This is a genomic window from Streptomyces boetiae, from assembly GCF_031845405.1.
GTDB lineage: Bacteria > Actinomycetota > Actinomycetes > Streptomycetales > Streptomycetaceae > Streptomyces > Streptomyces boetiae.
Genome location: NZ_JAVREN010000022.1, coordinates 26,635 through 48,803, shown reverse-complemented (window position 1 = coordinate 48,803; position 22,169 = coordinate 26,635). Strand labels below are relative to the sequence as shown.

At 72.1% G+C, this 22,169-nt stretch carries 21 protein-coding genes; 11 read left to right on the top strand and 10 right to left on the bottom strand.

What is annotated here, in order from left to right; translation table 11 throughout:
* Window positions 1-27: 27 nt before the first annotated feature.
* Window positions 28-891: a hypothetical protein gene (locus RM780_RS16045; protein ID WP_311631410.1), complete on the top strand. Its 864-nt coding sequence runs from the start codon at window positions 28-30 to the stop codon at window positions 889-891.
* Here RM780_RS16045 and RM780_RS16040 read toward each other — a convergent pair.
* The 5 genes from RM780_RS16040 to RM780_RS16020 form a co-directional block, all read right to left on the bottom strand.
* On the bottom strand, window positions 876-1,667 hold the full coding sequence (locus tag RM780_RS16040; RefSeq protein ID WP_311631409.1) for an aldo/keto reductase: 792 nt from the start codon (window positions 1,665-1,667) through the stop codon (window positions 876-878). The genes RM780_RS16045 and RM780_RS16040 overlap by 16 nt on opposite strands.
* A gap of 8 nt (window positions 1,668-1,675) precedes the next feature.
* Window positions 1,676-2,884, bottom strand: a complete 1,209-nt coding sequence (locus RM780_RS16035) for a JmjC domain-containing protein (RefSeq protein ID WP_311631408.1) — start codon at window positions 2,882-2,884, stop codon at window positions 1,676-1,678.
* A 107-nt stretch (window positions 2,885-2,991) separates the two neighbouring features.
* The gene (locus tag RM780_RS16030) at window positions 2,992-3,156 is read right to left on the bottom strand and encodes a hypothetical protein (RefSeq protein ID WP_311631407.1); all 165 of its coding nucleotides are present in this window, start codon (window positions 3,154-3,156) and stop codon (window positions 2,992-2,994) included.
* Window positions 3,157-3,285: 129 nt separating this feature from the next.
* A complete protein-coding gene (locus tag RM780_RS16025; RefSeq protein WP_311631406.1) occupies window positions 3,286-3,786 on the bottom strand; it encodes an NUDIX hydrolase in 501 nt (166 codons plus the stop codon).
* Window positions 3,787-3,796: 10 nt separating this feature from the next.
* Window positions 3,797-4,237, bottom strand: coding sequence for a hypothetical protein (locus tag RM780_RS16020; RefSeq protein WP_311631405.1), 441 nt, complete (start codon window positions 4,235-4,237; stop codon window positions 3,797-3,799).
* A gap of 434 nt (window positions 4,238-4,671) precedes the next feature.
* Between RM780_RS16020 and RM780_RS16015 the strand changes: the two genes are divergently transcribed.
* Window positions 4,672-6,066, top strand: coding sequence for a Tat pathway signal protein (locus RM780_RS16015; protein WP_311631404.1), 1,395 nt, complete (start codon window positions 4,672-4,674; stop codon window positions 6,064-6,066).
* Between the two features lie 14 nt (window positions 6,067-6,080).
* On the top strand, window positions 6,081-6,584 hold the full coding sequence (locus RM780_RS16010; RefSeq protein WP_311631403.1) for an SAM-dependent methyltransferase: 504 nt from the start codon (window positions 6,081-6,083) through the stop codon (window positions 6,582-6,584).
* Window positions 6,585-6,634: 50 nt separating this feature from the next.
* Here the strand turns inward: RM780_RS16010 and RM780_RS16005 are convergent, their stop codons facing one another.
* Window positions 6,635-7,690, bottom strand: a complete 1,056-nt coding sequence (locus RM780_RS16005) for a DNA cytosine methyltransferase (RefSeq protein WP_311631402.1) — start codon at window positions 7,688-7,690, stop codon at window positions 6,635-6,637.
* Between the two features lie 109 nt (window positions 7,691-7,799).
* Here RM780_RS16005 and RM780_RS16000 point away from each other — a divergent pair, with 109 nt between their 5' ends.
* Complete coding sequence (locus RM780_RS16000) at window positions 7,800-9,995, top strand: ATP-binding protein (RefSeq protein ID WP_311631401.1); 2,196 nt, start codon at window positions 7,800-7,802, stop codon at window positions 9,993-9,995.
* Here RM780_RS16000 and RM780_RS15995 read toward each other — a convergent pair.
* The 3 genes from RM780_RS15995 to RM780_RS15985 all read right to left on the bottom strand — a co-directional run bounded on the left by RM780_RS15995 (window position 9,917) and on the right by RM780_RS15985 (window position 13,557).
* Entirely contained in the window at window positions 9,917-10,423 is a 507-nt protein-coding gene (locus RM780_RS15995; RefSeq protein ID WP_394812988.1) for a very short patch repair endonuclease, read from the bottom strand. The two genes, RM780_RS16000 and RM780_RS15995, sit on opposite strands and share 79 nt — an antisense overlap.
* A gap of 481 nt (window positions 10,424-10,904) precedes the next feature.
* Window positions 10,905-12,800, bottom strand: a complete 1,896-nt coding sequence (locus RM780_RS15990) for a sensor histidine kinase (RefSeq protein ID WP_311631400.1) — start codon at window positions 12,798-12,800, stop codon at window positions 10,905-10,907.
* Complete coding sequence (locus tag RM780_RS15985; RefSeq protein ID WP_311631399.1) at window positions 12,790-13,557, bottom strand: response regulator transcription factor; 768 nt, start codon at window positions 13,555-13,557, stop codon at window positions 12,790-12,792. Before RM780_RS15985 ends, RM780_RS15990 begins: the two co-directional genes overlap by 11 nt.
* 152 nt (window positions 13,558-13,709) lie before the next feature.
* On the opposite strand from RM780_RS15985, the gene RM780_RS15980 reads away from it, so the two are divergent.
* The 5 genes from RM780_RS15980 to RM780_RS15960 all read left to right on the top strand — a co-directional run bounded on the left by RM780_RS15980 (window position 13,710) and on the right by RM780_RS15960 (window position 18,013).
* A complete protein-coding gene (locus RM780_RS15980; RefSeq protein WP_311631398.1) occupies window positions 13,710-14,243 on the top strand; it encodes a hypothetical protein in 534 nt (177 codons plus the stop codon).
* The gene (locus RM780_RS15975) at window positions 14,240-15,502 is read left to right on the top strand and encodes a peptidoglycan-binding protein (RefSeq protein WP_311631397.1); all 1,263 of its coding nucleotides are present in this window, start codon (window positions 14,240-14,242) and stop codon (window positions 15,500-15,502) included. Before RM780_RS15980 ends, RM780_RS15975 begins: the two co-directional genes overlap by 4 nt.
* A 20-nt stretch (window positions 15,503-15,522) precedes the next feature.
* Window positions 15,523-16,383 carry an ABC transporter ATP-binding protein gene (locus tag RM780_RS15970; protein ID WP_311631447.1) on the top strand — a complete coding sequence of 287 codons (861 nt, stop codon included), beginning with the start codon at window positions 15,523-15,525 and terminating at the stop codon, window positions 16,381-16,383.
* Complete coding sequence (locus tag RM780_RS15965; protein ID WP_311631396.1) at window positions 16,380-17,597, top strand: ABC transporter permease; 1,218 nt, start codon at window positions 16,380-16,382, stop codon at window positions 17,595-17,597. Before RM780_RS15970 ends, RM780_RS15965 begins: the two co-directional genes overlap by 4 nt.
* A 194-nt stretch (window positions 17,598-17,791) precedes the next feature.
* Entirely contained in the window at window positions 17,792-18,013 is a 222-nt protein-coding gene (locus tag RM780_RS15960; protein ID WP_311631395.1) for a hypothetical protein, read from the top strand.
* A 232-nt stretch (window positions 18,014-18,245) separates the two neighbouring features.
* On the opposite strand, the gene RM780_RS15955 is transcribed toward RM780_RS15960, so the two are convergent.
* Window positions 18,246-18,944, bottom strand: coding sequence for a TetR/AcrR family transcriptional regulator (locus RM780_RS15955; RefSeq protein ID WP_311631394.1), 699 nt, complete (start codon window positions 18,942-18,944; stop codon window positions 18,246-18,248).
* A 141-nt stretch (window positions 18,945-19,085) separates the two neighbouring features.
* Here RM780_RS15955 and RM780_RS15950 point away from each other — a divergent pair, with 141 nt between their 5' ends.
* Together RM780_RS15950 and RM780_RS15945 are read left to right on the top strand one after the other, a co-directional pair.
* Window positions 19,086-20,000: a poly(ethylene terephthalate) hydrolase family protein gene (locus RM780_RS15950; RefSeq protein WP_311631393.1), complete on the top strand. Its 915-nt coding sequence runs from the start codon at window positions 19,086-19,088 to the stop codon at window positions 19,998-20,000.
* A 150-nt stretch (window positions 20,001-20,150) separates the two neighbouring features.
* Entirely contained in the window at window positions 20,151-21,989 is a 1,839-nt protein-coding gene (locus RM780_RS15945) for a GmrSD restriction endonuclease domain-containing protein (protein ID WP_311631392.1), read from the top strand.
* The last annotated feature ends 180 nt before the right edge of the window (window positions 21,990-22,169 follow it).

Sequence of the window (22,169 nt, the reverse complement as noted above, 5' to 3'; positions counted from 1 at the left end):
GGGCCTTCGTTGCGTGGAAGGAACCGCATGCCCCTTTCCCCGTCCGCCGCCGCCTCCGTCGATCTGCGTGTGGAGTCGGTTGAGGAGGTCCTCGGCCGGGTGGAGCGGGGCCTTGGGACGGTGCTGGATCGTGCCTCGCTGGTGCGGAAGCGGCGTTCGCTGGGGGCGCGGTCGGGGCGGGGGACGTGGGTGCGGGTCGAGCGGCGGGGGGTGGAGCGGATCGGGGGGCAGGGCTGGAACGGGGTGGAGTGCGCGGCGGTGCTGGAGGGCATCGCGAAGCCGGAGTGGTACGCCGGGCTGGCCTGGCGCGAGGACGATGGCGCGGCGATGTGGCGGGCGGATGAGACCGAGCTGGTCGCCGCGCCGCCGGTGCGCCCCGGCGGACGGCTGACCGAGGACCCGGGGCTGGGGGAGGCGTGGTGGGGGACGTTGAACCGTTCGCTGGACGCGCTGGCCGGTGCGCGGACCAACCGGGTGGCGACCCCGGACACGGTTCCGGTGACGCGGGAGAGCGTGGCGGGGGCGATCCGCACGGCGTTCCCCGAGGCCGGGATCGACCTCGTGCTGGAGGAGTGGACTCCCGCGCACGCCGACCTCAACTGGGCCAATCTCACCGCCCCGGAGTGCTGGCTGCTGGACTGGGAGGACTGGGGCATGGCCCCGCGCGGGCTGGACGCGGCGAAGCTGTGGGGGAGTTCGCTGGCCGTTCCCGGCCTGGCGCAGCGGGTGCTCCGTGAGCGGCGTGCGGATCTGGAGAGCCGGTCGGGGAAGCTGATGGCGCTGTTCTTCTGCGCGAAGGTCCTGCCCTACGCCGACCCGCGCGACCCGCTGGCCGGGCCGGCCCGGCGCGAGGCGGACCGGCTCCTGGCCGAACTTCAGGCACCGCGCTGACCCGGCCGCGCGCGTTCGCGCAGCAGGGCCCGGTAACGCCGAACGGTCTCCTGCACGACCTCGGCGCCCAACGCGTCGACCAGCTCCCGCAGATGGGCCGGGTCGTCCGAGCCCACGGCCACCGAGCCGACCCGCGGCAGATGCCACGCCACGCGGAACGCCGCCTGGACGGCGGACAGGCCGGTTGCCCGGTCGGGGAGGAAGAGGCGCGGGTCGGCTGAACGCCACACGGACGCAGTGGCGTTGCCGCCGAAAGGGCTCATGCCCCGCACGGCGGCGACAGGCAGCTCCCACCGCTCGGCCAGCGCGTCCGCCGCGTCCAGAGTCCGGACCGGGACGAGCAGTCCGCAGGGCACCATGAGCACGCCCGGCCGCGGGACGTTCCCCGCCGGCCCGAGCAGAGCCGCCGGGTGCCACGAGGCGATCCCCCAGCCCCCGCACCACCCACCCGAGGCCGCTTCGGCCAGAACGCCGCACGCCCGCGCCAGCCGATCCCGCGCCTCGGCCACGGGCAGCCGGGCCAGCGAACGTTCGGGATTGTGGAGGAACACGAGGTCCGGCGCCCGCCCGAGGTCCCGGCCGGTGCGTTCCAAGGCCGCGCGCAGGCGGGCCGGTTCGAGGGAGTGCTCGGCTCCGCGGGAGCCGGGGAAGAAGCCGACCTTGGTGGAGATGGTCAGCCGCGGCAGCAGGTCGCCGGCCACGGCGGCGAGAGCCCGGTGAGAGGCGAAGCCGTGGTAGTTGAAGCTGGTGTCGATGGCGTCGATGCCGAGGTCCAACGCGCCGGTCAGCAGGCGGCGTTCGTGACGAGACCGGTGTAGCCCGAGGACAACTCGGGGGTCAGCGGCGCGCACAGCTCCTCCTCCACCAAGATCTCGGCCAGCGTTCGGACTTCCGCGCCCACCAGCCCGGCAGCCGGCTCCAGCGGCACCGGGCGTCCGCTCAACAGCAGGCGCAGGGCAGGCAGCGCCCTGGCGGTGAACGTCAGCCTCTTCCCCGCGCCCAAGACCTCGACGGTCTGGCCGCGTTCCACGATCCGGGGCGGGAACTCGCTGACGCACACCACCGATTCGAGCGGCCCGGAGAGACCGAGGAACGGCACGTGCCGCGGAGGCGCCGCGTCCTGCTCGCGGGCGGCCAGGAACGCCGCCGGGCTGCGGGAGTCGATCAAACGGCCTGCGGCTGCGGCCAGTTCGCGGTGCTGGGCCCGCTCCTGCTCCGGCGTGGCCCGGCGCAGCAGGTCGCGGCGGAACAGCTCGTTCTCCCGGGACCAGTCGGCGAGCCAGGACAGCCAGCCGGCCCCCGTGCGGGTGGTGAACCCGAGGGTCATGTGCAGGCTGTGCCCGGCCCCGAGACCGCCCCGGCCGGCCTGGTGCCAGTAGCCGCGCGGGATGTGCAGCACGTCGCCGGCCCGCAGCGTTCCCGCCCAGACGACGTCCTCGCTGACCTGGTCGTTGCGCGCGGCGTCGCGGAAGAGCGGCGCCTGGCGGGACGGGCCGCGCACTTCCCAGTCCTTCTCGCCGGAGAGCTGGACGGCCAGGACGTCGTGGTCGTCCCAGTGCATGCCGAAGCCGTCGGCGCCGTGCGTGGTGAGGTAGAGGTTGGCGCTGACGCGTTCGCCCGACCACCACTGCACGGCCCGGCAGGCGACCTCCAGCGTGGGGTCGAAGAGGTTCGCCCGGTCCAGGATCACGGTCGTTCCGCGCCGCAAGAGACCAGCGAGCCGGTGCATGTGGACCAGGCGGACGCTCTGGCCGCGGCTGGTCACGTCCGCCGTGGTGTAGGCGTTGGGGTGCAGCTCCTGGCCGTCGCCGAAGCACCGGACCTGCGGCGGCTCAAGACTGCGCCGCATCAGCAGATCCAGCAGCCGGTCGGGAGTCAGGAGCCGCCCGGCCAGGGCGGGGTCGGGGAGCGTGCCGCGGGCGAAGTGCCCGAGCCCGCCGGGGCCTTCCCAGCCCAGCGCCTTCTCCACACCGGTCACTAACGCGTGATCCACTTCGGTTCTCCTCTTCCTTCCTCGTCGCAACGGTGGTGGCGCCGCTGGACGGGGGCCGCGCGTCGCAAGAACGCGCGGCCCCCTGCCCGGTGAGGTGGGCGGTGCGGTCAGGCGCCGGGTCCGTAGGTGTCGCCGGTGGGCCACGGGGCGTCGCCGGTCGCGTCGGCCGGCGGGTCGGAGCGGGTGCTGTCGAAGCGGTCGTGCACGCTCCCCAGCTCCTCGACGGCCACGAGCAGGGCGTCCCTGCTCGCGGTGGTGTTCGAGTTCTGCATGTTTCCGTCAGTCCTTTCGGTTTCGGGTGTGCCTTCTCGGGTCCCGCCCGTGCCAGGCGCCCGGCGGCCGGAGGTTGCCGACGCCGAACGCCCGGAGGCCGGGCGGGAGTTCATGGCGGGCGGCTGGGCTCAGGAGGCCGGCAGGGCGCCGGTGACATTGGGGTGGCCGACGAGTTCGTGGACCTCGCCGCCGTCCAGGGCTTCGAGGGCGAGGTTGATCCGCCACTCGGTGTACGGCGCGACAAGGCCACGGAGGTCGTCGGGTGCCACCCAGCGGTATCCGGCGACGTGCCCGCCCGGCGGCGGCGACAGCGGGGTCCGCCTGGTGATGACCCCGCAGTCGAAGACCACGTCCGTGCCCTCCCGGGCCTGGCCATCGGCCGGCATGTAGTGGACGACGAGCACGCGCCCCGGGACCAGGCGGAGGCCCGTCTGTTCCCGGACTTCCCGCTGGCAGGCGAGGGAGGCCCACTCGCCCGGCCTGGCGGGACCGCCCACCAGGCCGAAACGGTCCGGCCCGGCCCGGCGCGCCCTCTCGACCAGGAGCACGCTGCCGCCCTCGTCGCGGAGCAGCGCGAGTCCCGCGTAGCGGCGCTGCGGTGGCGCGGTGATGTTCGTTTCGGTGTGCACGTGGCTCTCCTCATAAGTCGTCGGTGGTTGCTGCCGGTTGCCCAGGCGGGCCGGGCGGCCACCGGTGTCGGTGCAGGCCCATCACGACCCGTTCGAGCACGCCGGTGTCGACCCGCGCGTCGTCGGTCGCGTCGGTCGCGGCGGTCGCGGCCCGGGACCGTTCGAGCGCGGCGTCGCGTTCCGCCCGCGCGCGGGCCTGAACGACCTGGGCGCGCTGGGCGGCCCGGCCCTGCGCGATCAGCTCGCGCAGGGCGCGAGGGGACATCCGCACCTCCAGCCGCTCGGGGGGCTCCCGGCCGGCCGGGTCGTGCACGATGCCCTCGATGACCAGCCGCACGCACAGCTCGGGATGGCCATCCGCCCGCAGGGCCTCGTCGCCGATCAGGGCGAGCGTCAGGCCGGGCACCGCCCGGACCGGGACTTCGGCCGGGCCCGTCCCCGCGCGGCTCACCGGCCCGGCTCCCCGCTCCGCGTGGCGGCGTCGAAGCGGGCCGCGCACGGCCGCAGGTGCGCGTACAGCGGGTACGTTCCGCTGAACACGGCAACGCGGACCTCCCCGCGGAACGGCCGTTGGCACACCAAGCACGCGGCCCCCGTGATCACGTCCACCGGGCACTCGATCACCCGCGGCGGCGTCCACCGCGCCGGCGGGCCCGGCGATGCCTTCGTCGTCCTCGTGCTGTTCGCGGTCATCGGGGTTCCCCGCAGTTCCGTCGTCGGCTTCCGCGCCCAGGGCAACGCCCGGAGCGCTCACTCATCAGTCAACGGGCGTGACGGGCCGTCCCCAAGGGCACTCAGGGTGTTGGCCCGTTTACCGCGTTTAAGCGAACGGCCGGGTGAAATCGCTACGTTGGACGTGAGCTGCTTCACCCCGAGGGGGGTTCGATGGAAGTGCCGCGCGAGGCGGGCCGGATGCCCAACTCCCTGCTGCGAGCCGCGATCAGGGCCGCCGACGTGACGTACGAGACGCTCGCCGCGACCGTGCGCATGACCGCGGCCGAGGCGGGTGAGGTGCTGCGCACGAACCGCTCCGCCGTCGCTCACTGGGTCGCCGGAGCGGAGCCGGCCCCGGCCACGGCCCGATACTTGGCGGAGGCGTTGTCACGCCACCTGGGCCGGGCGGTCAGCGTGGGGGACATCGGGCTGGCGGCCCGTTCCCCGCAGCCGGGCCCGGACTGGGGTGCGGATACGCTGACCGCGCTGAACGAGCTGGGGAGTCGTGACTTGGACGTGGCGCGCAGGCGGGCTCTGTCGACCGCCGCTTACTCCGTCGCCGCGCTGGCCGTGCCGGGCCAGGACTGGTGGGAACGCATGGCCGAACGCCCGGCCGCGCGCCCGGCGGCCCACCATCGCCGCGTCGGCCGCGGGGACCTGGCGGCCGTGCGCGACATGGTCGCGATGTTCTCCCGCGTCGACCAACGGCACGGCGGCGGGCACGCGCGCACCGCCGCCGTGCAGTACCTCACCACCGACGTGAGCGCCTACCTCGGCGGCCGGTTCGCCGACGATCGGGTGCGGCGCGAGATGTACTCCGCGGCCGGCGAACTGGCCTATCTCTCCGGGTGGATGGCCTTCGACAACGCCGAGCACGCAGCCGCCCAGCACTGGTTCACCCTCGCCGTCCGCCTGGCAGCGGAAGCCGACGACGCGCCCCTGGCCGGCCACGTGCTGCGCGCCATGGCCCACCAGGCGGTCGACCTCGGACACGCCCGCCAGGCCCTCGACCTGGCCGATGCCTCCGTCGACGGCCCGCGCTACGCCCTCGCCGCGCCCCGGGAACGCGCGCTGCTCGGCGTCGTGCACGCCCGCGCCTTCGCCGCCGCCGGACAGAAGCAGGCCGCCGCGGCCGCCCTCGTCCGCGCGGAGAACGACCTCTCCGCCGCGGCGCCCGGCGACGACGAGCCGGCCCGCGTGTTCTTCTTCGGCGAGGCCAGCCTCGCCCACGAAACGGCCTGCACCCTGCGTGACACCGGCGATCTGGCAGGGGCGCAACGCGAATTCCGCCGAAGCGTCCGCACCCGGAGGGCCGCCACCTTCACCCGCACCCACGCCGTGACCCTCGGCTACCTCGGCTCCGTCCAGGCCCGCCAGGGCGCCATCGAGGAAGCCTGCGCCACCTGGTCCCGCGCCCTGGACGCGATGGACGTCATCCACTCCGCCCGCGCCCGCCGCACCGCCACCGACATGCGCCAGGCCCTCTCCCCCGTCCGCCGCCGCGGCATCCCGGCCGTCACCGCCCTCGACGCCCGCGCCGCCGCCTACCTGACCGAGACAGCCTGACCCAGGAGCCCGCCATGGCCGAAGAATTCACGGTCGTCCCCGTCGCCCACGTCATCGGCGGACGCACCGAACCCACCGACGACTACTGGGGCGGCACCCGCTCCATCATCCGCATCACCCCCGACTTCCCCGCCGACTCCACCGAAGGACTCGCCGAGTTCTCCCACCTGGAGATCGTCTTCCGCTTCCACCTCACCGACCCCACCGACCTCCACCCGGCCGCCCGCCGCCCCCGCGACAACCCCGCCTGGCCCCCCGTCGGCATCTTCGGCCACCGCAACATGCGCCGCCTCAACTGGCTCGGCGTCTCCCGCTGCCGCCTCCTCAAGGTCGACGGCCTCGACCTCCACGTCGAAGACCTCGACGCCGTCGCCGGCACCCCCGTCATCGACATCAAACCCTGGTTCACCGAAATGGGCCCCCGCGGCGAAACCCACCAGCCCACCTGGCCCACCGAGATGCTGGCCGACTACTACTCCAGGGCGGACGAGCAGGATGTCGTTAGCGGCGAGAAATGAGGGGTTTCGTCCATGCTGCCCTCGATTTCCCGCCCTGGCCACTCCCGGCATCAGGCATTCGAATTGATTAGCTCACCCATAAGGACGGCCGCAGCCATGAGCCCAAGCCCTTTCGCCATGCGCACGGGGACCGCGTTCCCAATCTGCCGCTCAATAGAGCCATAGGTGCCATAGAATTCATATTTCACCGGAAAAGTCTGGAGTGTCGCCGCCTCACGCAATGTCAAACCCCGATTCTCGGTCGGGTGGATGAACGTTCCGCACGCGGGCGTGGTGCAGCGCGTGGTCATGGTGGGTGCGGGGCCGTCCAACTTGATCCGGCCGTACGAGGATGCAGCATTGCGGGCCGTCTTGAGGCGCTTGTGACAAGCGAGTTGAAGCTCTTCCGGAAGATCGAATCGGTTGCCTCCAACCGGCACTGCGGCGATTCTTCGCTGCACCGCTGCCGAACTCTTGCGGTAGACGTTCAGCGGGTCCCCGTTGACGCCATGACGCTGAAGGTGGTCCAGCGCATGCCGCACAGTGCGCGCTGCCGTGCTAAAACGAGCAGGCAGCAGTTCGAGCAGGTCTCCTTCGAAAACGAAGGACACATCTTCCCTGATCGCGAAGTGGATGAAGCGTTTGCGTCGCTGGGGCACGCCGAACAGAGAAGCGTCCAGTGTGGCCGCTCGAAGTCGGTAGCCCGCGTCGGTCAGCAACCCGTTGAGTTTGGGCAGACGACGGTCGCGGGCGAGTCCGGGCACGTTCTCCAGCAGAACGACCCGTGGGCGCAGCCGTTCCACGAACCGAAACACGTCGAGGACGAGATCGTTGCGTCGCTCGTCCACCTCTCCGTTCGCGAGGCTGGAGAACCCCTGACAGGGTGGACATGCCTTGAGCAGGTCCAACTCGCCGTGAGCGAGTCCCGTGGCGCTGAGGATCTCCTCCGGCTCCACCGAGCGGACGTCTTCGCGGAAGAGGTGCACGCGGCGATGGTTCCGTCGATAGGTCTCAGCTGCTTCCGGATCGTTCTCCACCGCGGCGAGCATCCGGAAGCCAGCGTCCTTTAGTCCACGCGTGGCACCCCCTGCGCCTGCGAACAGGTCAACGGCACTGTGCGTCGGCATGGCGTGATCTTAGTGCGTCGATGCTCATCGCAGCCGCTGGCGTGGCACGGATCAGGCAACCTGTGCTTGGCTATCGCCGTACGTGATGACTCGCATACGGGAGGGGCACGTGGAGGAGTTGGGTGCGGAGGAGCCCGGGATCGCTGACAGGGGGCTCTTCCCAGCGCCTCCCCGGCAGGACAGTGCGCGCCGGGAGGCTGCGGATGCCGGCAATACCGAGACGGCGGAAGCGGGCCAGGAGTCTGGTCCCTATGTGATGCGGATCAGTCGGCTCACCGTTGACAAGTTGGGCATCAAGCTCTATGACCGCGTGTCGGCCGTCCTTGCCGAGATCATCGCCAACGCCTACGACGCCGACGCGACGCGCGTGACCGTGCGAGCGCCGTTCGGTGTCTGGCTGGCTGCTCGTGAAGGGGGGACGCCCACAGGGCCGTACGAGATCAGCGTCACCGACGACGGACATGGCATGTCGATGCAGGAAGTCAACAGCCACTACCTGCTCGTGGGGTCCGACCGACGTCGACGCTTCGGCAAGGACCGGTCACGGGAGAAGGACCGGCGAGTCATGGGCCGGAAGGGGATCGGCAAGCTCGCCCCCTTTGGGATCTGTGAGACCGTGGAGATCATCACGGCTGGCGGTGCACGGGCCGAGCAAGGTTACCGGGTCTCCCACATTGTGCTGCATCTTCCGGACATGCTCTTCGATACCGAAAGTGACTACCGACCCGAGGTCGGCATCCTGGACGGAACGTACCGCGAGCATCGCGGTACGACGGTCAAACTCCGAGGCTTCAACCGAAAGCGTGTGCCTTCGGGTACAGACTTGCACCGTCAACTCTGCGCCCGCTTCGGGATCCGGCGCGATGACTGGGACGTGCAGGTTATCAACACCAGCCAGGAGGGGGAAGCGCTCCCGGGCTTTGGGCAGGAGTCGTTCAGGCTCGGTGAACTGGCAATCGATGTGCAAGAGGACACCAAGGTCAGCTTCGACGGGGATCTAGTCCCTCGAGAGAACGGTGATCCTTTGCCTGTAAGGGGCTGGCTCGCATTCGCCAAGGATCCGTACAAGGACGAGGTCATGGCGGGCGTACGCGTATACGCCAGGGGAAAGATTGTCGCATTGACCCGGGATTTTGGAGCTGTTGGAGGATTCCATGGCGAGTGGAGCGTCCGCTCCTATCTGACAGGCGAAATTCACGCCGAATGGCTTGATGAGGAGGAAGACCTCATCCGGTCCGACCGACAGGACATCATCTGGAGTTCGGAGCTGGGCCAGGCGTTCCGGAAATGGGGAGAGCGACAGGTCAAGGATTTGGCCAAACGCGGCCGGACCTCGGTGCGAAAGCGCACACGGGAGGTATTCGAGGAAGCGGCAAATCTCGAAGAGCGACTCCGAGAGGAGGCGCCAGCGGACCCGTACTACCAGCACTCGGTCAAGCAGGCATTCGGCGTGCTGGTGGCCGACAGCGATCGGGAGGCGGCCTCCGATCCCCAGCGTATCGAGCGCTACGTGGAACTCGCGCGCAGTATTGCCCCGCACCGAGAACTGCTTGACACTCTGCGAGAGGTTTCGAAGGAGACAGAGAGCCCCCTCGATGTCGTACTGAGTCTCTTCCAGAAGGCTCGTGTGGCAGAGTTCTACGCTCTGGGCCAGGTAGCCCAGGAACGTGTAGGCGTGGTGAACCGCCTCCGGTACCTGGTGGAAGATGGGACGACGCGGGAGCAGCCGCTACAGGAACTCATCGAGAAGGCCCCCTGGCTGCTGGCGCCGGAGTGGACACCCCTGGGAATGAACGAGTCCCTGGAGCGAATCCGGAGAGGCTTCGAAGCATGGTACTTCAAACAGCGGGGCGAATACGTCTACACCAGCGCCATTTCCACCCCCGAACGCAAGCCCGATTTCGTTTTGTTGAACGGCGCCAGAGGCTCACTATGGATCGTTGAAATCAAAAGAATGAATTACCGGTTGACGGACGAGGAGTTCAATCGGGGGGTGAACTACTTGGGCAGTCTCAACGAGTTTCTGGATAGCAACCCTCTGATCGGCGCGGACTTCTCCGTCCGTCGTCTCACCTTCGTCGTGGATCACGTCGATGGGCTGAGCCACGCAAACCGTATGCTGCTCGACAGTCAGGCTCAGATCGAACAGCGCGGCTGGCATGAAATTCTGGAGCAGACCGACCGAGTGCATCGGGACTTTCTGGCCAAAGTTGAAAAGCTTCGGCATCACCCGGACACACTCGACGCCCGGCCAGGTTCAGGAACCAGTGCAGAGCCCCCTGAAGAGTCCCCCTCAGAGCCGTGAGGCCGGGTGCGGCGCTCGCGAACCGTGTCAGCCACTTTGACAGCAACTTCCTCCGGTGACTCGTGTTCCCAGAAGCGCAGTACCGTCCAGCCCGCGCCTTGGAGATGAACCGTGGTCTCGGTATCCCGCACAGTATTCTGTTCGAACTTTCTCCGCCAATGCTCGGCATTGGCCTTCGGGTAGCTCGCGTGCTGCGGGCAGCAGTGCCAAAAGCAGCCATCTAGGAAGACCGCGATGCGCGGCCCTGGGAAAGCGATGTCGATCCGCCGCCGTGCCATCCCCGGAACACGGTGATGTAGCCGGTAGCGGAGGCCGGCCGCGTGCAGCAGGCGGCGCACGGCCAACTCCGGGCCCGTCTCCTCGCGCCGCTGCCGCCGCATCCGGGCCGACACCTCAGGGGTTGAAGCTACGTAAGTGGGAGCAGTCATACTTCCAGGATGGCTGCTCCCAGAGAGGCTCGTTCACCCTATAGGGCCCTGGCAACCACACCGCCAAGGCTAGCCCCATCCTCTCCCGGCCGTGACGCCGAGAGGTCGTCACCTTCGGCGTGCCCTCCGAGCGGGGACAGCCCTTCCCGCTCCGGTCTCAGTTCTTGTCTCGTTCACCGCTGTCCGGGGGCGTACGGAGGTTCTTGTAGACGCCGCTCCGCCCCAGGTCAGGACGTCCCCGACCCGCCCTGTACGCCACAGCGAACAGTTGGAAAGCGTGTTGGGTTCACACCCTCACGAGTTCGAATCTCGTATCCTCCGCCCAGCTCTCACCGGGCTGAACGAAGGCCCCGCCGCCATCCACGGCCGGGGCCTTCGTTGTGTCCGGGGGTTCAGGGGAGACGGCGCGGCCGGCAGGTGGCGTTCGTTGTCGGGCGGGCTCCGGGGGGTCGGCAGTTGGGGCGGGGCGGCCGGGTGTGTGTCAGGGGGGCGGGCGGGAGTCGTGCTCCGGCTGTGGGGTGGGGAGGCGGATGGTGAATGTCGAGCCCTCCCCCGGTGTGCTGTGGACCTCGACGCGGCCGTGGTGCGCCTCGACCAGGTGCCGGGTGATGGCCAGGCCGAGGCCGCTGCCGCCCGTGCTGCGGCTGCGCGAGGGGTCGGCGCGGTAGAACCGGTCGAAGACGTACGGCAGGTGCTCCGGCGCGATGCCGCGCCCGGTGTCGGCCACGGTCAGCACCACCGCGTTCCGGGTGCGCTCGTCCCCGTGGCGCACGGCCACCTCGACCGAGCCGCCGGCGGGGGTGTGCGTCACCGCGTTGGCCACCAGGTTGCCGAGCGCCTGCCGCAGCCGGGCGGGGTCGGCGAGGACCGGGACCGGCTCGGGCGGCACCGCCACCCGGACCTCGACTCCGGCGGCCTCGGCCCGGGCCCGGTAGGCGGCCACCGCCTGGCCGGCCAGGTCGGCCGCGTCCCGCTCCTCCGGATGGACGCGCAGCATCCCGGCGTCGGCGAGGGCGAGATCCTGCAGGTCGCTGACCAGCCGCTCCAGCAGGGCGGACTCCTCCTGGAGGGAACGGACCAACTCGGCGTCGAGGGGCACGACGCCGTCCTCGGCGGCTTCCAGATGGGCGCGGACGTTGGCCAGCGGGGTGCGCAGCTCATGGGCGACGTCGCTGACCAGGGCCTTGCGCTGCAGGTCGCTGCTCTCGATGGCGGCGGCCATGGCGTTGAAGGCATCGGCCAGCCGGGTCACCTCGTCCCCGCCGCGCGGCGGTACGGGCACCCGGGCGGTGTGGTCGCCCGCCTCCATCCGCTGGGCCGCGCCGGTCAGCGCGAGGATCGGCCGGACCAGCCGCCGCCCGGCCAGCACCGTGACCGCGGCGGCGGCCATCAGCACCGCGGTGACCGTGGCGGCCGTGCGCCACCAGCCCTCGCCGGAGAAGGGGGCGAACCGGTCGCTGCTGCCCAGGTAGAGATCGGCGGGCGGGGCAACGTACGGGCGGGCAGCGGCGATACGGGCCTCGTCCTCGCACCGCGTCCAGGCGGCGGAGCGCTCCCCGCCCGGGCCGGCGGGCTGTACGAGTCGCAGGCCGGCCGCGTTGGCGGCCAGCTCGTAGGCGAGGCCGTGCTCCTCCAGGCAGGCGGTGGCCAGCCGGACCGCCCGCTCGTTCAGTGCGCGGGTGGCATCGCTGGGCTCGGACAGCCGGTCCGGCACGCAGGCGTCGGCCTGCTCCTGGAGCCGGGCGGCGTCCCCCTCGCCGGTGGCGAACAGCCGGTTGGGGGCGGCGAACCGGGCGTCCCCCAGGGCCCCGGTGTAGGGGGTGAAGCCGTCGACGACCGTGGCGTCGATGCCTTCCTCCCGCAGGCAGGAGACCGCCTGGCCGGCCAGGGCCTGGCGCTCGCGCTGCTCCGCCTCGGTCATCTGCCAGCCGGTGTAGGCGAGCGCCAGCCGGGCGCTGCGCTCTCCCGCGAGGAAACCGGGCCGCCCGGAGGAGTCGGCGAGCGGGTCCGGCGGCCTCGCCGCGTCGATCCTGGCCGAGGGCGTGGACGGCCGGTCCCCGGCGTCCCGGCCGGGCAGCCGGCCGGAGCCGGCGATCGTTTGGCCGTCCGGAGTGGTCAGCTCGACGCGCCGCCCGGTCCGCCGTGCCAACTCGGCGACCAGCGGCTCGACTCCGTCCCAGCTCCTGTGCTCGGCGGCGAAGTCGAGGAGGGCGTCGTGGATGGAGCTGTCGGTCTCCAGGAGGGAGGCGCTGGACTCGGCGTCCTCGCGCAGCCGGGTGCCGGTGCCGTACGTGGCGAGCAGCGCGGTGGCGACGACGGAGAGGGCGGCCACGGCGAGCGAGAGCGCCAGCAGCCGCAGGCGCAGGCTACGGCGCACCGCGCTCCTCCCCGGCCACCCGGTCCTCCCCGGCCACCCGGTCCTCCGCCGCCACCCGGTCCTCCTCGGCCAGCTTGTAGCCGACGCCGTACACGGTGAGCAGGTAGCGGGGCCGGGTGGGAACTTCCTCGATCTTGCGGCGGAGGTTCATCACGTGCACGTCGATGGTGCGGCCGGTGGCCTCCCGGCCGAAGCCGGAGACGTGCTCCAGCAGCAACTGCCGGGTGAACGCCCGGCCGGGCGAGGCCGCCAGGCGGGCGAGAAGGGTGAACTCGGCCGGGGTGACCTCCACCCGCGTGCCCGCCACCCGCACCTCGTGGCGGGCGGTGTCGATGGCGAGCCGGCCCACCCGGTACACCTCCGGCGCGGCGGCGGAGGCGCGGGCCGCGCGGCGCAGCACCGTGCGTACCCGGGCGACCAGTTCGCGCGGGCTGTAGGGCTTGGTGAGGTAGTCGTCGGCGCCCAGCGCCAGGCCCAGCAGCACGTCGTCCTCGCCGGCGCGGGCGGTGAGCATGATGATCGGGATGTCGGGCCCGGAGCGCAGCACCCGGCAGACGTCCAGGCCGTCCACGCGCGGCAGCATCAGGTCGAGCACCAGCAGGTCGGGGCGGCAGCGCCGGGTCTCCTCGATGGCGGCCCGGCCGTCGTGCACGACCGCGGCCACGTGCCCCTCGCGCTCCAGGAAGCGGCGCACCAGATCCGCGTTCTTGCGGTCGTCTTCGGCGATGAGGATGCGGGCGGGCACGGGGGCGTCCATGGCACGAGTCTTGGGCTCTCCCCGTAAGGCCCGGCTAAGAAACCGCGCTCTGACCGTGCGCTGACAGGTTTCTGACAGGGGCCCGGCACGCTCGGCCGCACAAGTCCGACCGATTGCGGGATCAACCGCTTACGGAATCAGGAGTGCACACCGTGCGCGATTCACGACATCCCCGGCGCCTGCGCTGGTTGGCCGTCCCGGCCCTGGTGCTCACGCTGGCGCTGACCGCCTGCGGCGGCGACGGCGAGGCGGGCGACAGCGACGCCGGCGGGACCGGGGGCGGGCCGGCCTCCGACGCCACCCTGGAGTGGTACGACTGCATGCGGGACAACGGCGTCGACATGCCCGACCCCGACCCGGACAACCCGGCCGTCGTGCTGCCGCAGGGCAGCGCCGACGACCCGGACGTGCGGGCCGCGGTCGAGGCGTGCCAGGACATCCTGCCGAACGGCGGCCCGGGGAGCGGCGAGCCGCTGGGCGACGACGTCATGGCACAGCTGCGGGAGTTCACCCGGTGCATGCGGGACAACGGCGTCGACATGCCCGACCCGGACTCCTCGGGAGCGCTGAGCATGCCCGAGGGCCTCGATTACCAAGGGGCGGAGTTCCAGGGCGCGATCGAGGAGTGCCAGGAGCTCGCCGCCGGTCTCCCGATGCGGTTCGGCCCTCCCGGGGGTGGCCTGTGAGCACGGTGCCGCAGGCGAACGCCAGGGGCTCGGGGAACGCGGAGGGCTCGGGAGACGCGCGGGACGGACTCGGCCGGGAGTCCGAGGAGACCGGCCGCACCCCCGGCCGCGACGCGGGCGCACGGACGGAGGAGCCGACGGACGGCGAGCCGACCGACCGGCGCCGGGGCCGTTCCCGCCCGGTGGCACTCGCCCTCGGCGTTCTGGTGCTGGCCGTCGGCGCGGGCGCCGGTTATCGGCTGGCCGGCCAGGACCCGGGCGCCGGGCGGGCCGACGACCCCGCCGGACCGGCCGCGACCGCGGAGGTCACCCGCGAGACGATCTCGGCCACCGAGAGCTTCGGCGGCACCCTCGGCCACGGCGAGAAGCACACCGTCGCGGCCCTGGGACAGGGCACCATCACCGGGCTGGCGGCTGCGGACTCGCCCATCGAACGCGGCGGCGAGCTGTACCGCCTCAACGAGACGCCGGTGACCGCGTTGCACGGCGCCCTCCCGATGTACCGCGATCTGCGGGCCGGCGACACCGGCCTCGACGTCGAGCAGTTGGAGCACAACCTCGCCGGGCTCGGCTACAGCGGATTCACGGTCGACGACGAGTTCACCGGCGGCACCGAGGACGCCGTGCGCGCGTGGCAGGAGGACATCGGCGCCGAGGAGACCGGCTTCGTGGCCGCCTCCGCGGTCGTCTTCGTGCCGAACGGCGCCCGGGTCGACTCCCTGCACGCCGACCTGGGTGACCTGGTCGCCCCGGGTGCCCCCGTGCTGGACTTCACCGGCTCCGACCAGATCGTCAGCCTCCAGGCCGGGATGGACGACCGTGACCTGCTCGCCGTCGACACCGAGGTCACGGTCGAGCTGCCGGACGGCCGGACGATCCCCGGCTCCGTGACCAGCGCGGGCGTCTTCCCGGCCGGGACCGACGCGGCGGGCGGGGCGGGCCCCGGCGGCGACGAGGCGGCCGGCGCGGAGGACGCGGTCGTCGAGGTGGAGGTGAGGCCGGCCGAGGAGGTGGACGCCTCGCTGCTCGGCACCTCCCTGGACGTGGTGGCCGAGGTCGACGAGCGGGAGAACGTCCTGGTCGTCCCGGTCAGCGCGCTGCTGGCGCTGTCGGACGGCGGCTACGGCCTGGAGGTGGCGGCCGGCGACGGCACCTGGGAGCTGGTCGAGGTGGACACCGGCCTGTTCGCGAACGGCAGGGTCGAGGTCGAGGGCGGCGGCATCGCCGAGGGCACCGTGGTGGGGGTGGCGGGCCGGTGAGCGCCGTCGTTCCCCTCCCCATGGACCTGCGGCCCGGCGGAACGCCCGGCCCCCGCCCCGTCGTCAGCCTGCGGGGGGTGCGCCGCGTCTACCCCGGTCGTCCGCCGGTCCGCGCGCTGGACGGCGTGGACCTGCGGATCGACCCCGGCGAGCTGGTGGGCATCGTGGGCCCGTCCGGCTCCGGCAAGTCCACCATGCTCAACGTGCTGGGCACCCTGGACCGCGCGGACTCGGGGCTGGTGCACATCGACGGCCACGACGTGAACGCGCTCTCCGACCGCCAGCTGTCCGCGCTGCGCGCCCACCGCCTCGGCTTCGTCTTCCAGCAGTTCTTCCTCTCCCCCGGGGTGACGGCGCTGGACAACGTGGCCGACGGGCTGCTCTACACCGGGACGCCGCTCCCCCGCCGCCGCCGGCTGGCCCGGCGGAGCCTGGAGCGCGTGGGACTCGCCGAGCGGGCGCACCACCGCCCCCACGAGCTCTCCGGCGGCCAGCGCCAGCGGGTCGCGGTGGCGCGGGCGCTGGTCGGCGAGCCCTCGCTGCTGCTGGCCGACGAGCCGACCGGGGCGCTGGATTCGGCGTCCGGAGCGGCCGTGCTCGGGCTTTTCCGCGAGCTGCACGAGGCGGGCACCACCATCGTGGTCATCACCCACGACCACGAGGTGGCCGCCGCGTTGCCCCGGCAGGTGTACTTGCGCGACGGCCGGATCGCGTCCGACGAACGCGCGGACCGCGCCGGAGGCGCGAGCCCCGAGGAACGCGCGGACCCCGCTGGAGGCGCGAGCCCCGAGGAACGCGCGGACCCCGGCGGACGTGGCGCCCCCGCCGGACGTGGCGCCCCCGCCGGACGCGCGGACCGCGAGGGGGCGGGGCCCTCATGAGCGCGTCCGCCCACGCCCCCGCCGCCTCGCGGCTGCGGCCCCGGGACACCCTGCGGGTCGCCGCGTCAGGGCTGCGGGCCCGCCCGCTGCGGGTCGTGCTCTCGGCCCTGGGTATCGCGGTCGGCATCGCCGCCATGGTGGCGGTGGTCGGCATCTCCGCCAGCAGTCGTGAGGAGGTCAACGAGCGGCTGCGCGAGCTGGGCACCAACCTGCTCACCGTCACGCCCGGCCAGTCGTTCACCGGCGACCGGGCCGAACTCCCCGCGGAGAGCGTGGAGATGGTGGACCGGCTGGAACAGGTGACCTCCGTCAGCGCGGTCGGCGCGCTGCGGGACGCGGCGGTCTACCGCAACGACGAGATCGACGAGGACGAGACCAACGCCCTCGCGGTCAGCGCCGCCCGCACCGACCTGCTCGGCACGGTGGGCGGCACCGTGGCGGCGGGCCGCTGGCTCGACTCCGCGCTGGGCTCGTATCCCACCGTGGTCCTGGGCGCCACGGCCGCCGAGCTGCTGGGCATCTCCGGGGCCCAGGCGGACGGCTCGGTGGACGTCTGGCTCGGCGGCGCGTGGTTCACGGTGGTGGGCATCCTCGACCCGGTGCCGCTCGCGCCGGAGCTTGACTCCTCGGCGCTGATCGGCTGGGAGGCGGCGGCGGAGCTGTCCGGCGGGGACGTTCCGCCGACCACCGTCTACGAGCGGTCGGACGAGTCCGCGGTGGAGGAGGTCGGCGCGCTGCTGCCGGCCACCGTCAACCCGGCCGTCCCTTCCGAGGTGGTGGTCTCCCGGCCCTCGGACGCGCTGGCCGCGCGGGAGGCGGCGGACGAGACGCTGACCACGCTGCTGCTGGCGCTCGGCGGGGTCTCGCTGCTGGTCGGCGGCATCGGGGTGGCCAACACCATGGTGATCGCCGTGCTCGAACGGCGCTCCGAGATCGGCCTGCGGCGGGCCCTGGGCGCCACCCGTGCCCATATCCGCAGGCAGTTCCTGGGCGAGTCGGTGCTGCTGGCGGGCTTCGGCGGGATCGGCGGCGCGGTGCTGGGCGGCGCGGTCACGATGGCGTTCGCGGCCGGCCGGGAATGGCCGTTCGCGCTCCCCGCGTGGGTACTGGGCGGCGCGGCGGGGGCGACGGTCCTCGTCGGCGCGCTGGCCGGCGCGTATCCCGCCGCGCGCGCCGCGCGAATGCCCCCGACCGCGGCCCTGTCCACGGCCTGACGACGGATGCCGTCGCGAGGTGCACCCGCCGCCGTGCCACGGCGGCGGGTGCACCGGGGTGCTGCCCGGGCGCCGCGGGCTGCCGGCGCGTACGGTCCCGGCCGGGGCCCCTCGCCGTTCCGCGGCGGGGTCGCGCGGAAGCGGAACGCACACGGCCGCCGCGGATGGAGGCGCGCAGGCGCATACTGGTGGTAATGAGAAAGCCAGCCGCGCCGAAGCGCCACTTGCCCACCAGCCCCTTCAAGGCACCGGTGACGCCGCCGCCCGAGCGGTTCGCCGTGGGCGACCAGGTCACGCACGACATCTACGGCCTCGGCCGGGTGATCGGCATCGAGGAGGAGGTCGCAGCGCTCGTCGACTTCGGGTCTGCGCGCCAGCGCATCCTGAGCCCGTACACCAAGATGAGCAAGCTGTAGGACCGTCCCGCACGCCCCTTCGACGATGGGAAGACCTCATCGACCAGCCCTCCCTGTTCTCCGCCCCGGAAGAGGCACCCCCCTCCGCGACCACGGCCCCGCCGCCCCCGGCGACGAACCCCTTCCAGGCCCCGGAGCCCACCCGGCCACCGGCCGGAGCGACCCCACCCCGGCGTAAGCGCCCGGACGTCCGCCCTCACCTCCCACCGGGCTGAACGAAGGCCGCCGCCGTTCAGGAATCCGAGGCCGCGTCGAGGCGGCGTTGGATGAGGAAGGTGGCGAAGTCGGCGGCCAGTTGGAGGCGGCGGGCTTCGGCGGTGGGGCCGGGGGCGATTTCGCGGCGGATGGCTTCGCCGTCGAAGGTGTGCTCCAGGGTGTTGACGAGCATCTCGAGTTCGTCGGGGTGCAAGACCTCGGCGCCCGGGACGAGGCGGGCGACCTCGACGACGTCGGCGAAGAAGCGGCGGCCCGTCTCGCCGAGGCGTTCGCGCAGGTCGGGGTCGGTGCGGGCGGCGACCATGAGTTCGAACCAGACGACGTTCTCCGTGGCGCGGTGGCGATCGCGCATCAGGCGCAGGGCCTCCAGGAGCGTCGGCGGCTCCGGCAGGGCGGTGAACTGCTCGCGGGCGTGGGCGACGTGGCGCCGGCCGACCTCGGCCGCGGTGGCGACCATCAGGTCGAGCCGGGAGTCGAAGTGGCGGAAGAGCCCGCCCCGGGAGACCTCGGAGCGTTCGCAGATCAGGCCGAGTGAGGCGTTGGCGTAGCCCACCTCGGCGATGACGGCGATCGTCGCGTCGATCAGCCGCCTCCGCGTCGTCTCGCGGCGCTCGCGCTGCGTGCGGCGGCGGGGTGCGGGCGGGTCGGTGCGGCCCTCGTCGCCGGGCTGCCGGCTGTCCGCTGCGGAAGGCGCACTCGCCGCGGGGTTGTCCATGGGCCCAGGCTACGGGACGCCGATTGGCGCATTTAGAGACCGATCAGTCGCCCCCTATTGACAGTTTGCGACCGAGCGGTTTCTATGCCGTCCGCGGCGCGCCGGGCGGATGCGCCCCGACCCTCAAGGAGCTGGTTCCCCATGGCACATGGCAACAGGAAGACCCGGCGGGCGGCGGTCGCGCTGCCGCTCGTCGCGGCCCTCGCTCCGGGCGGCATTCTGCTGAACGCCGGTGGCGCGGCCGTCGCCACCGAGGAGCGCGCCCCGGGGGCCGCGGCCGAGCATCAGTTCCGGCGCGGGCCGGACCCCACCGCCGAAAGCGTGGCGAACGCCGACGGCCCCTTCGAGGTCGAGCGGGTGACGGTCCCGCGCGGCAACGGCTTCGGCGGCGGCACCATCCACTACCCGGCGGACTCCAGCCAGGGCGACTTCGGCGGCATCGCCATCAGCCCGGGCTTCATGAGCCCGCAGTTCCTCATGGGCTGGTACGGCCCGATGTTCGCCTCGCACGGCTTCGTGACGATCGTGATCGACACCAGCACCGTCGCCGACCCGCCGGACAGCCGCGCCGACCAGCTCCAGGCCGCGCTCGACTACCTCACCACCCAGAGCGAGGTCCGCGACCGCGTCGACCCGGACCGGCTGGCCGTGGCCGGCCACTCGATGGGCGGGGGCGGCGCCCTGCGCGCGGCCGCGAACAACCCCGACCTCCAGGCGGCAATCCCGCTGGAGCCCTGGCACCTGACCAACGCCTGGCAGGAGGTCACCGTGCCCACGATGATCGTCGGCGGCCAGTTCGACTTCGTCGCCCCGGTCGCCTTCCACGCCGAGTCGTTCTACGAGAACCTCACCGCCGCCCCGGAGCGCGCCTACCTCGAACTCGCGGGCGGCAGCCACTTCGACGTCTTCTTCCCCAACCGCATCCTGACCCGGTACATGGTTTCCTGGGCCAAGCGGTACGTCGACAACGACACCCGCTACGAGCAGTTCCTCTGCCCGGCCCCCGCCCCCGGCAACGGCATCTCCGAGTACCGCGAGAGCTGCCCGACCGGCTGAACGCCCGCGGGAACTCCCGGCTGAACGGACGTCCCCGCCGCGTCGGCTTCGCCGGTCCGGCGGCAACGGCCCCATGACGGCTAGTAATTTGAGGGTGACACCCGGGATGGCCGTCCCGGTCGTGCGCTGCCGCCGTCCAGAGGAGCCGATGTGGCCGACGAAGCCTTCAGCATCGACAAGCGACCGCTTCGCGACCTGCTGCAGCAGGTGGAGACGGGCAAGATCCAGCTGCCCGAGTTCCAGCGGGGCTGGGTGTGGCCGTGGCCGAACATCGCCGCCCTGCTCGCGTCGATCTCGCTGAGCTATCCCGTCGGCACGGTGATGCTGCTCAAGGCCGGCGGGGACGTCCGGTTCAAGTACCGGCCGATCGAGGGGGCCGAGCCCCCCGGCGAGCCGGAGCCGGAGTCCCTCGTCCTGGACGGGCAGCAGCGGCTGACCTCGCTGTTCCAGGCGCTGAAGCTGCGGCGCCCGGTGGTGACGCAGGACCTGCGCAAGCACCGGGTCTCCGGCTGGTTCTACGCCGACATGCGCAAGGCGCTGGACGAGAACGGCGACCGCGACGAGGCGATCCGTTTCCTGCCGGAGTCCCGCAGGGTGCTGAACTTCCGGGGCGAGGTGATGGAGGACTACTCGACGCGCGAGCTGGAGTACGAGGGACACCTCTTTCCGCTCCACGCCGTCTTCGACCGCGGCGACTGGGGTTACGGATTCATCGATCACTGGGGCCGGAACAAGGAGAAGTACGAGCTGTGGCGGGACTTCGACGACGCGTTCGTCCGGCCGTTCGACCGGTACCACGTCCCCGTCATCGAGCTGGGGCAGGGAACGCCGCGCCAGGCCGTGTGCCAGGTGTTCGAGAAGGTCAACACCGGCGGCGTCACCCTGACCGTGTTCGAGCTGCTGACCGCGACCTACGCGGCGGACGAGTTCGACCTGCGCAGGCATTGGGAGCGCGAGTGCCGCGCCGCGTGGAGGGCGCCCGAGTACCGCATCCTGCGTGAGGTCTCCAACACCGACTTCCTGCAGGCGGTCACCCTGCTGGCCACGGCCGGCCGGCGCCGTGCCGAGCAGGAGCGCGGGACCGAGGAGGAACGGCTGCCGCGCATCGGGTGCAAGCGCAAGGACATGCTCGCGCTCTCCCTGGAGGACTACCGGCGCCTGGCCCCCTCCGTCATCGCCGGCTTCAAGAAGGCGGCGAAATTCCTGCACCAGCAGTACCTGTTCGACACCAAGTTCCTGCCCTACGGCACGCAGCTGATACCGCTGGCCGCCATCCTGGCGCTGGCCGGGGACACCGCGCAGAGCGCCGGGGCGCAGGAGAAACTCGCCCGCTGGTACTGGTGCGGGGTGTTCGGGGAGCTGTACGGCGGCTCGACCGAGACCCGCTTCAGCCAGGACCTCCCCGACGTCGTCGACTGGATCCGCGGGGCGGCGGCCGAGCCGCGCACGGTGACCGCCGCGCAGTTCTCCCCCGGCCGCCTGCTGACCCTGCGCACCCGCAACAGCGCGGCGTACAAGGGCATTTACGCGCTGCTGCTCAAAGCCGGCGCGGTGGACTGGCGCACCGGTGAAAAGGCCGAGGTCACCGGGTACTTCGACGAGTCCATCGACATCCACCACATCTTCCCCAAGACGTGGTGCGAGAAGGCCGGGCTCGAACCCACCGTCTTCAACTCGATCGTCAACAAGACCCCGTTGACCGCCCGGACCAACAGGATCATCGGCGGCGCCGCGCCCTCCGACTATCTGGAGCGGCTGACCCGGAGCGCGGAGACGGCCCGCGAGGGGGTCGCCGGACACATCCGCACGCACCTCGCCGAGCCGGAGCTGATGGCCGCCGACGACTTCGAGGGGTTCTTCTCCGCCCGCCGGGCCGCGCTGCTCGGCCGGATCTCGGCCGCGATGGGCAAGGCGGTGCCGGACGACGAGGCCGACGCCGACGGCCCCGGCCCGAGCTTCGACGCGGCGGACGACACCGACGACCTGTGAGCCCGCACCCAAGTCCCGCCGGAGCGGCGGCGGGTGGAGAGCCGGGGGCTACGATGCGGGCTGCCGGCCCGTGGGTGATGAGTGCGGAGCGCCGGGGGGACGTGGGCCGTGGGTGATGGGGATCGGATACTCTCCGGGCGGTACCGGCTGGTGCGGGCGCTCGGGCACGGGGGAACGCTG

What these genes read in the sequence shown, in the direction of transcription:
- RM780_RS16015 (WP_311631404.1), top strand. Translation starts at nt 4,672, where the DNA reads ATGGAAGTGCCGCGCGAGGCGGGCCGGATGCCCAACTCCCTGCTGCGA.
- RM780_RS16030 (WP_311631407.1), bottom strand. Translation starts at nt 3,156, where the DNA reads ATGCAGAACTCGAACACCACCGCGAGCAGGGACGCCCTGCTCGTGGCC.
- RM780_RS15955 (WP_311631394.1), bottom strand. Translation starts at nt 18,944, where the DNA reads ATGGACAACCCCGCGGCGAGTGCGCCTTCCGCAGCGGACAGCCGGCAG.
- RM780_RS15995 (WP_394812988.1), bottom strand. Translation starts at nt 10,423, where the DNA reads ATGACTGCTCCCACTTACGTAGCTTCAACCCCTGAGGTGTCGGCCCGG.
- RM780_RS15950 (WP_311631393.1), top strand. Translation starts at nt 19,086, where the DNA reads ATGGCACATGGCAACAGGAAGACCCGGCGGGCGGCGGTCGCGCTGCCG.
- RM780_RS16005 (WP_311631402.1), bottom strand. Translation starts at nt 7,690, where the DNA reads ATGCCGACGCACAGTGCCGTTGACCTGTTCGCAGGCGCAGGGGGTGCC.
- RM780_RS15960 (WP_311631395.1), top strand. Translation starts at nt 17,792, where the DNA reads ATGAGAAAGCCAGCCGCGCCGAAGCGCCACTTGCCCACCAGCCCCTTC.
- RM780_RS15970 (WP_311631447.1), top strand. Translation starts at nt 15,523, where the DNA reads ATGGACCTGCGGCCCGGCGGAACGCCCGGCCCCCGCCCCGTCGTCAGC.
- RM780_RS16010 (WP_311631403.1), top strand. Translation starts at nt 6,081, where the DNA reads ATGGCCGAAGAATTCACGGTCGTCCCCGTCGCCCACGTCATCGGCGGA.
- RM780_RS15965 (WP_311631396.1), top strand. Translation starts at nt 16,380, where the DNA reads ATGAGCGCGTCCGCCCACGCCCCCGCCGCCTCGCGGCTGCGGCCCCGG.
- RM780_RS15985 (WP_311631399.1), bottom strand. Translation starts at nt 13,557, where the DNA reads ATGGACGCCCCCGTGCCCGCCCGCATCCTCATCGCCGAAGACGACCGC.
- RM780_RS16045 (WP_311631410.1), top strand. Translation starts at nt 28, where the DNA reads ATGCCCCTTTCCCCGTCCGCCGCCGCCTCCGTCGATCTGCGTGTGGAG.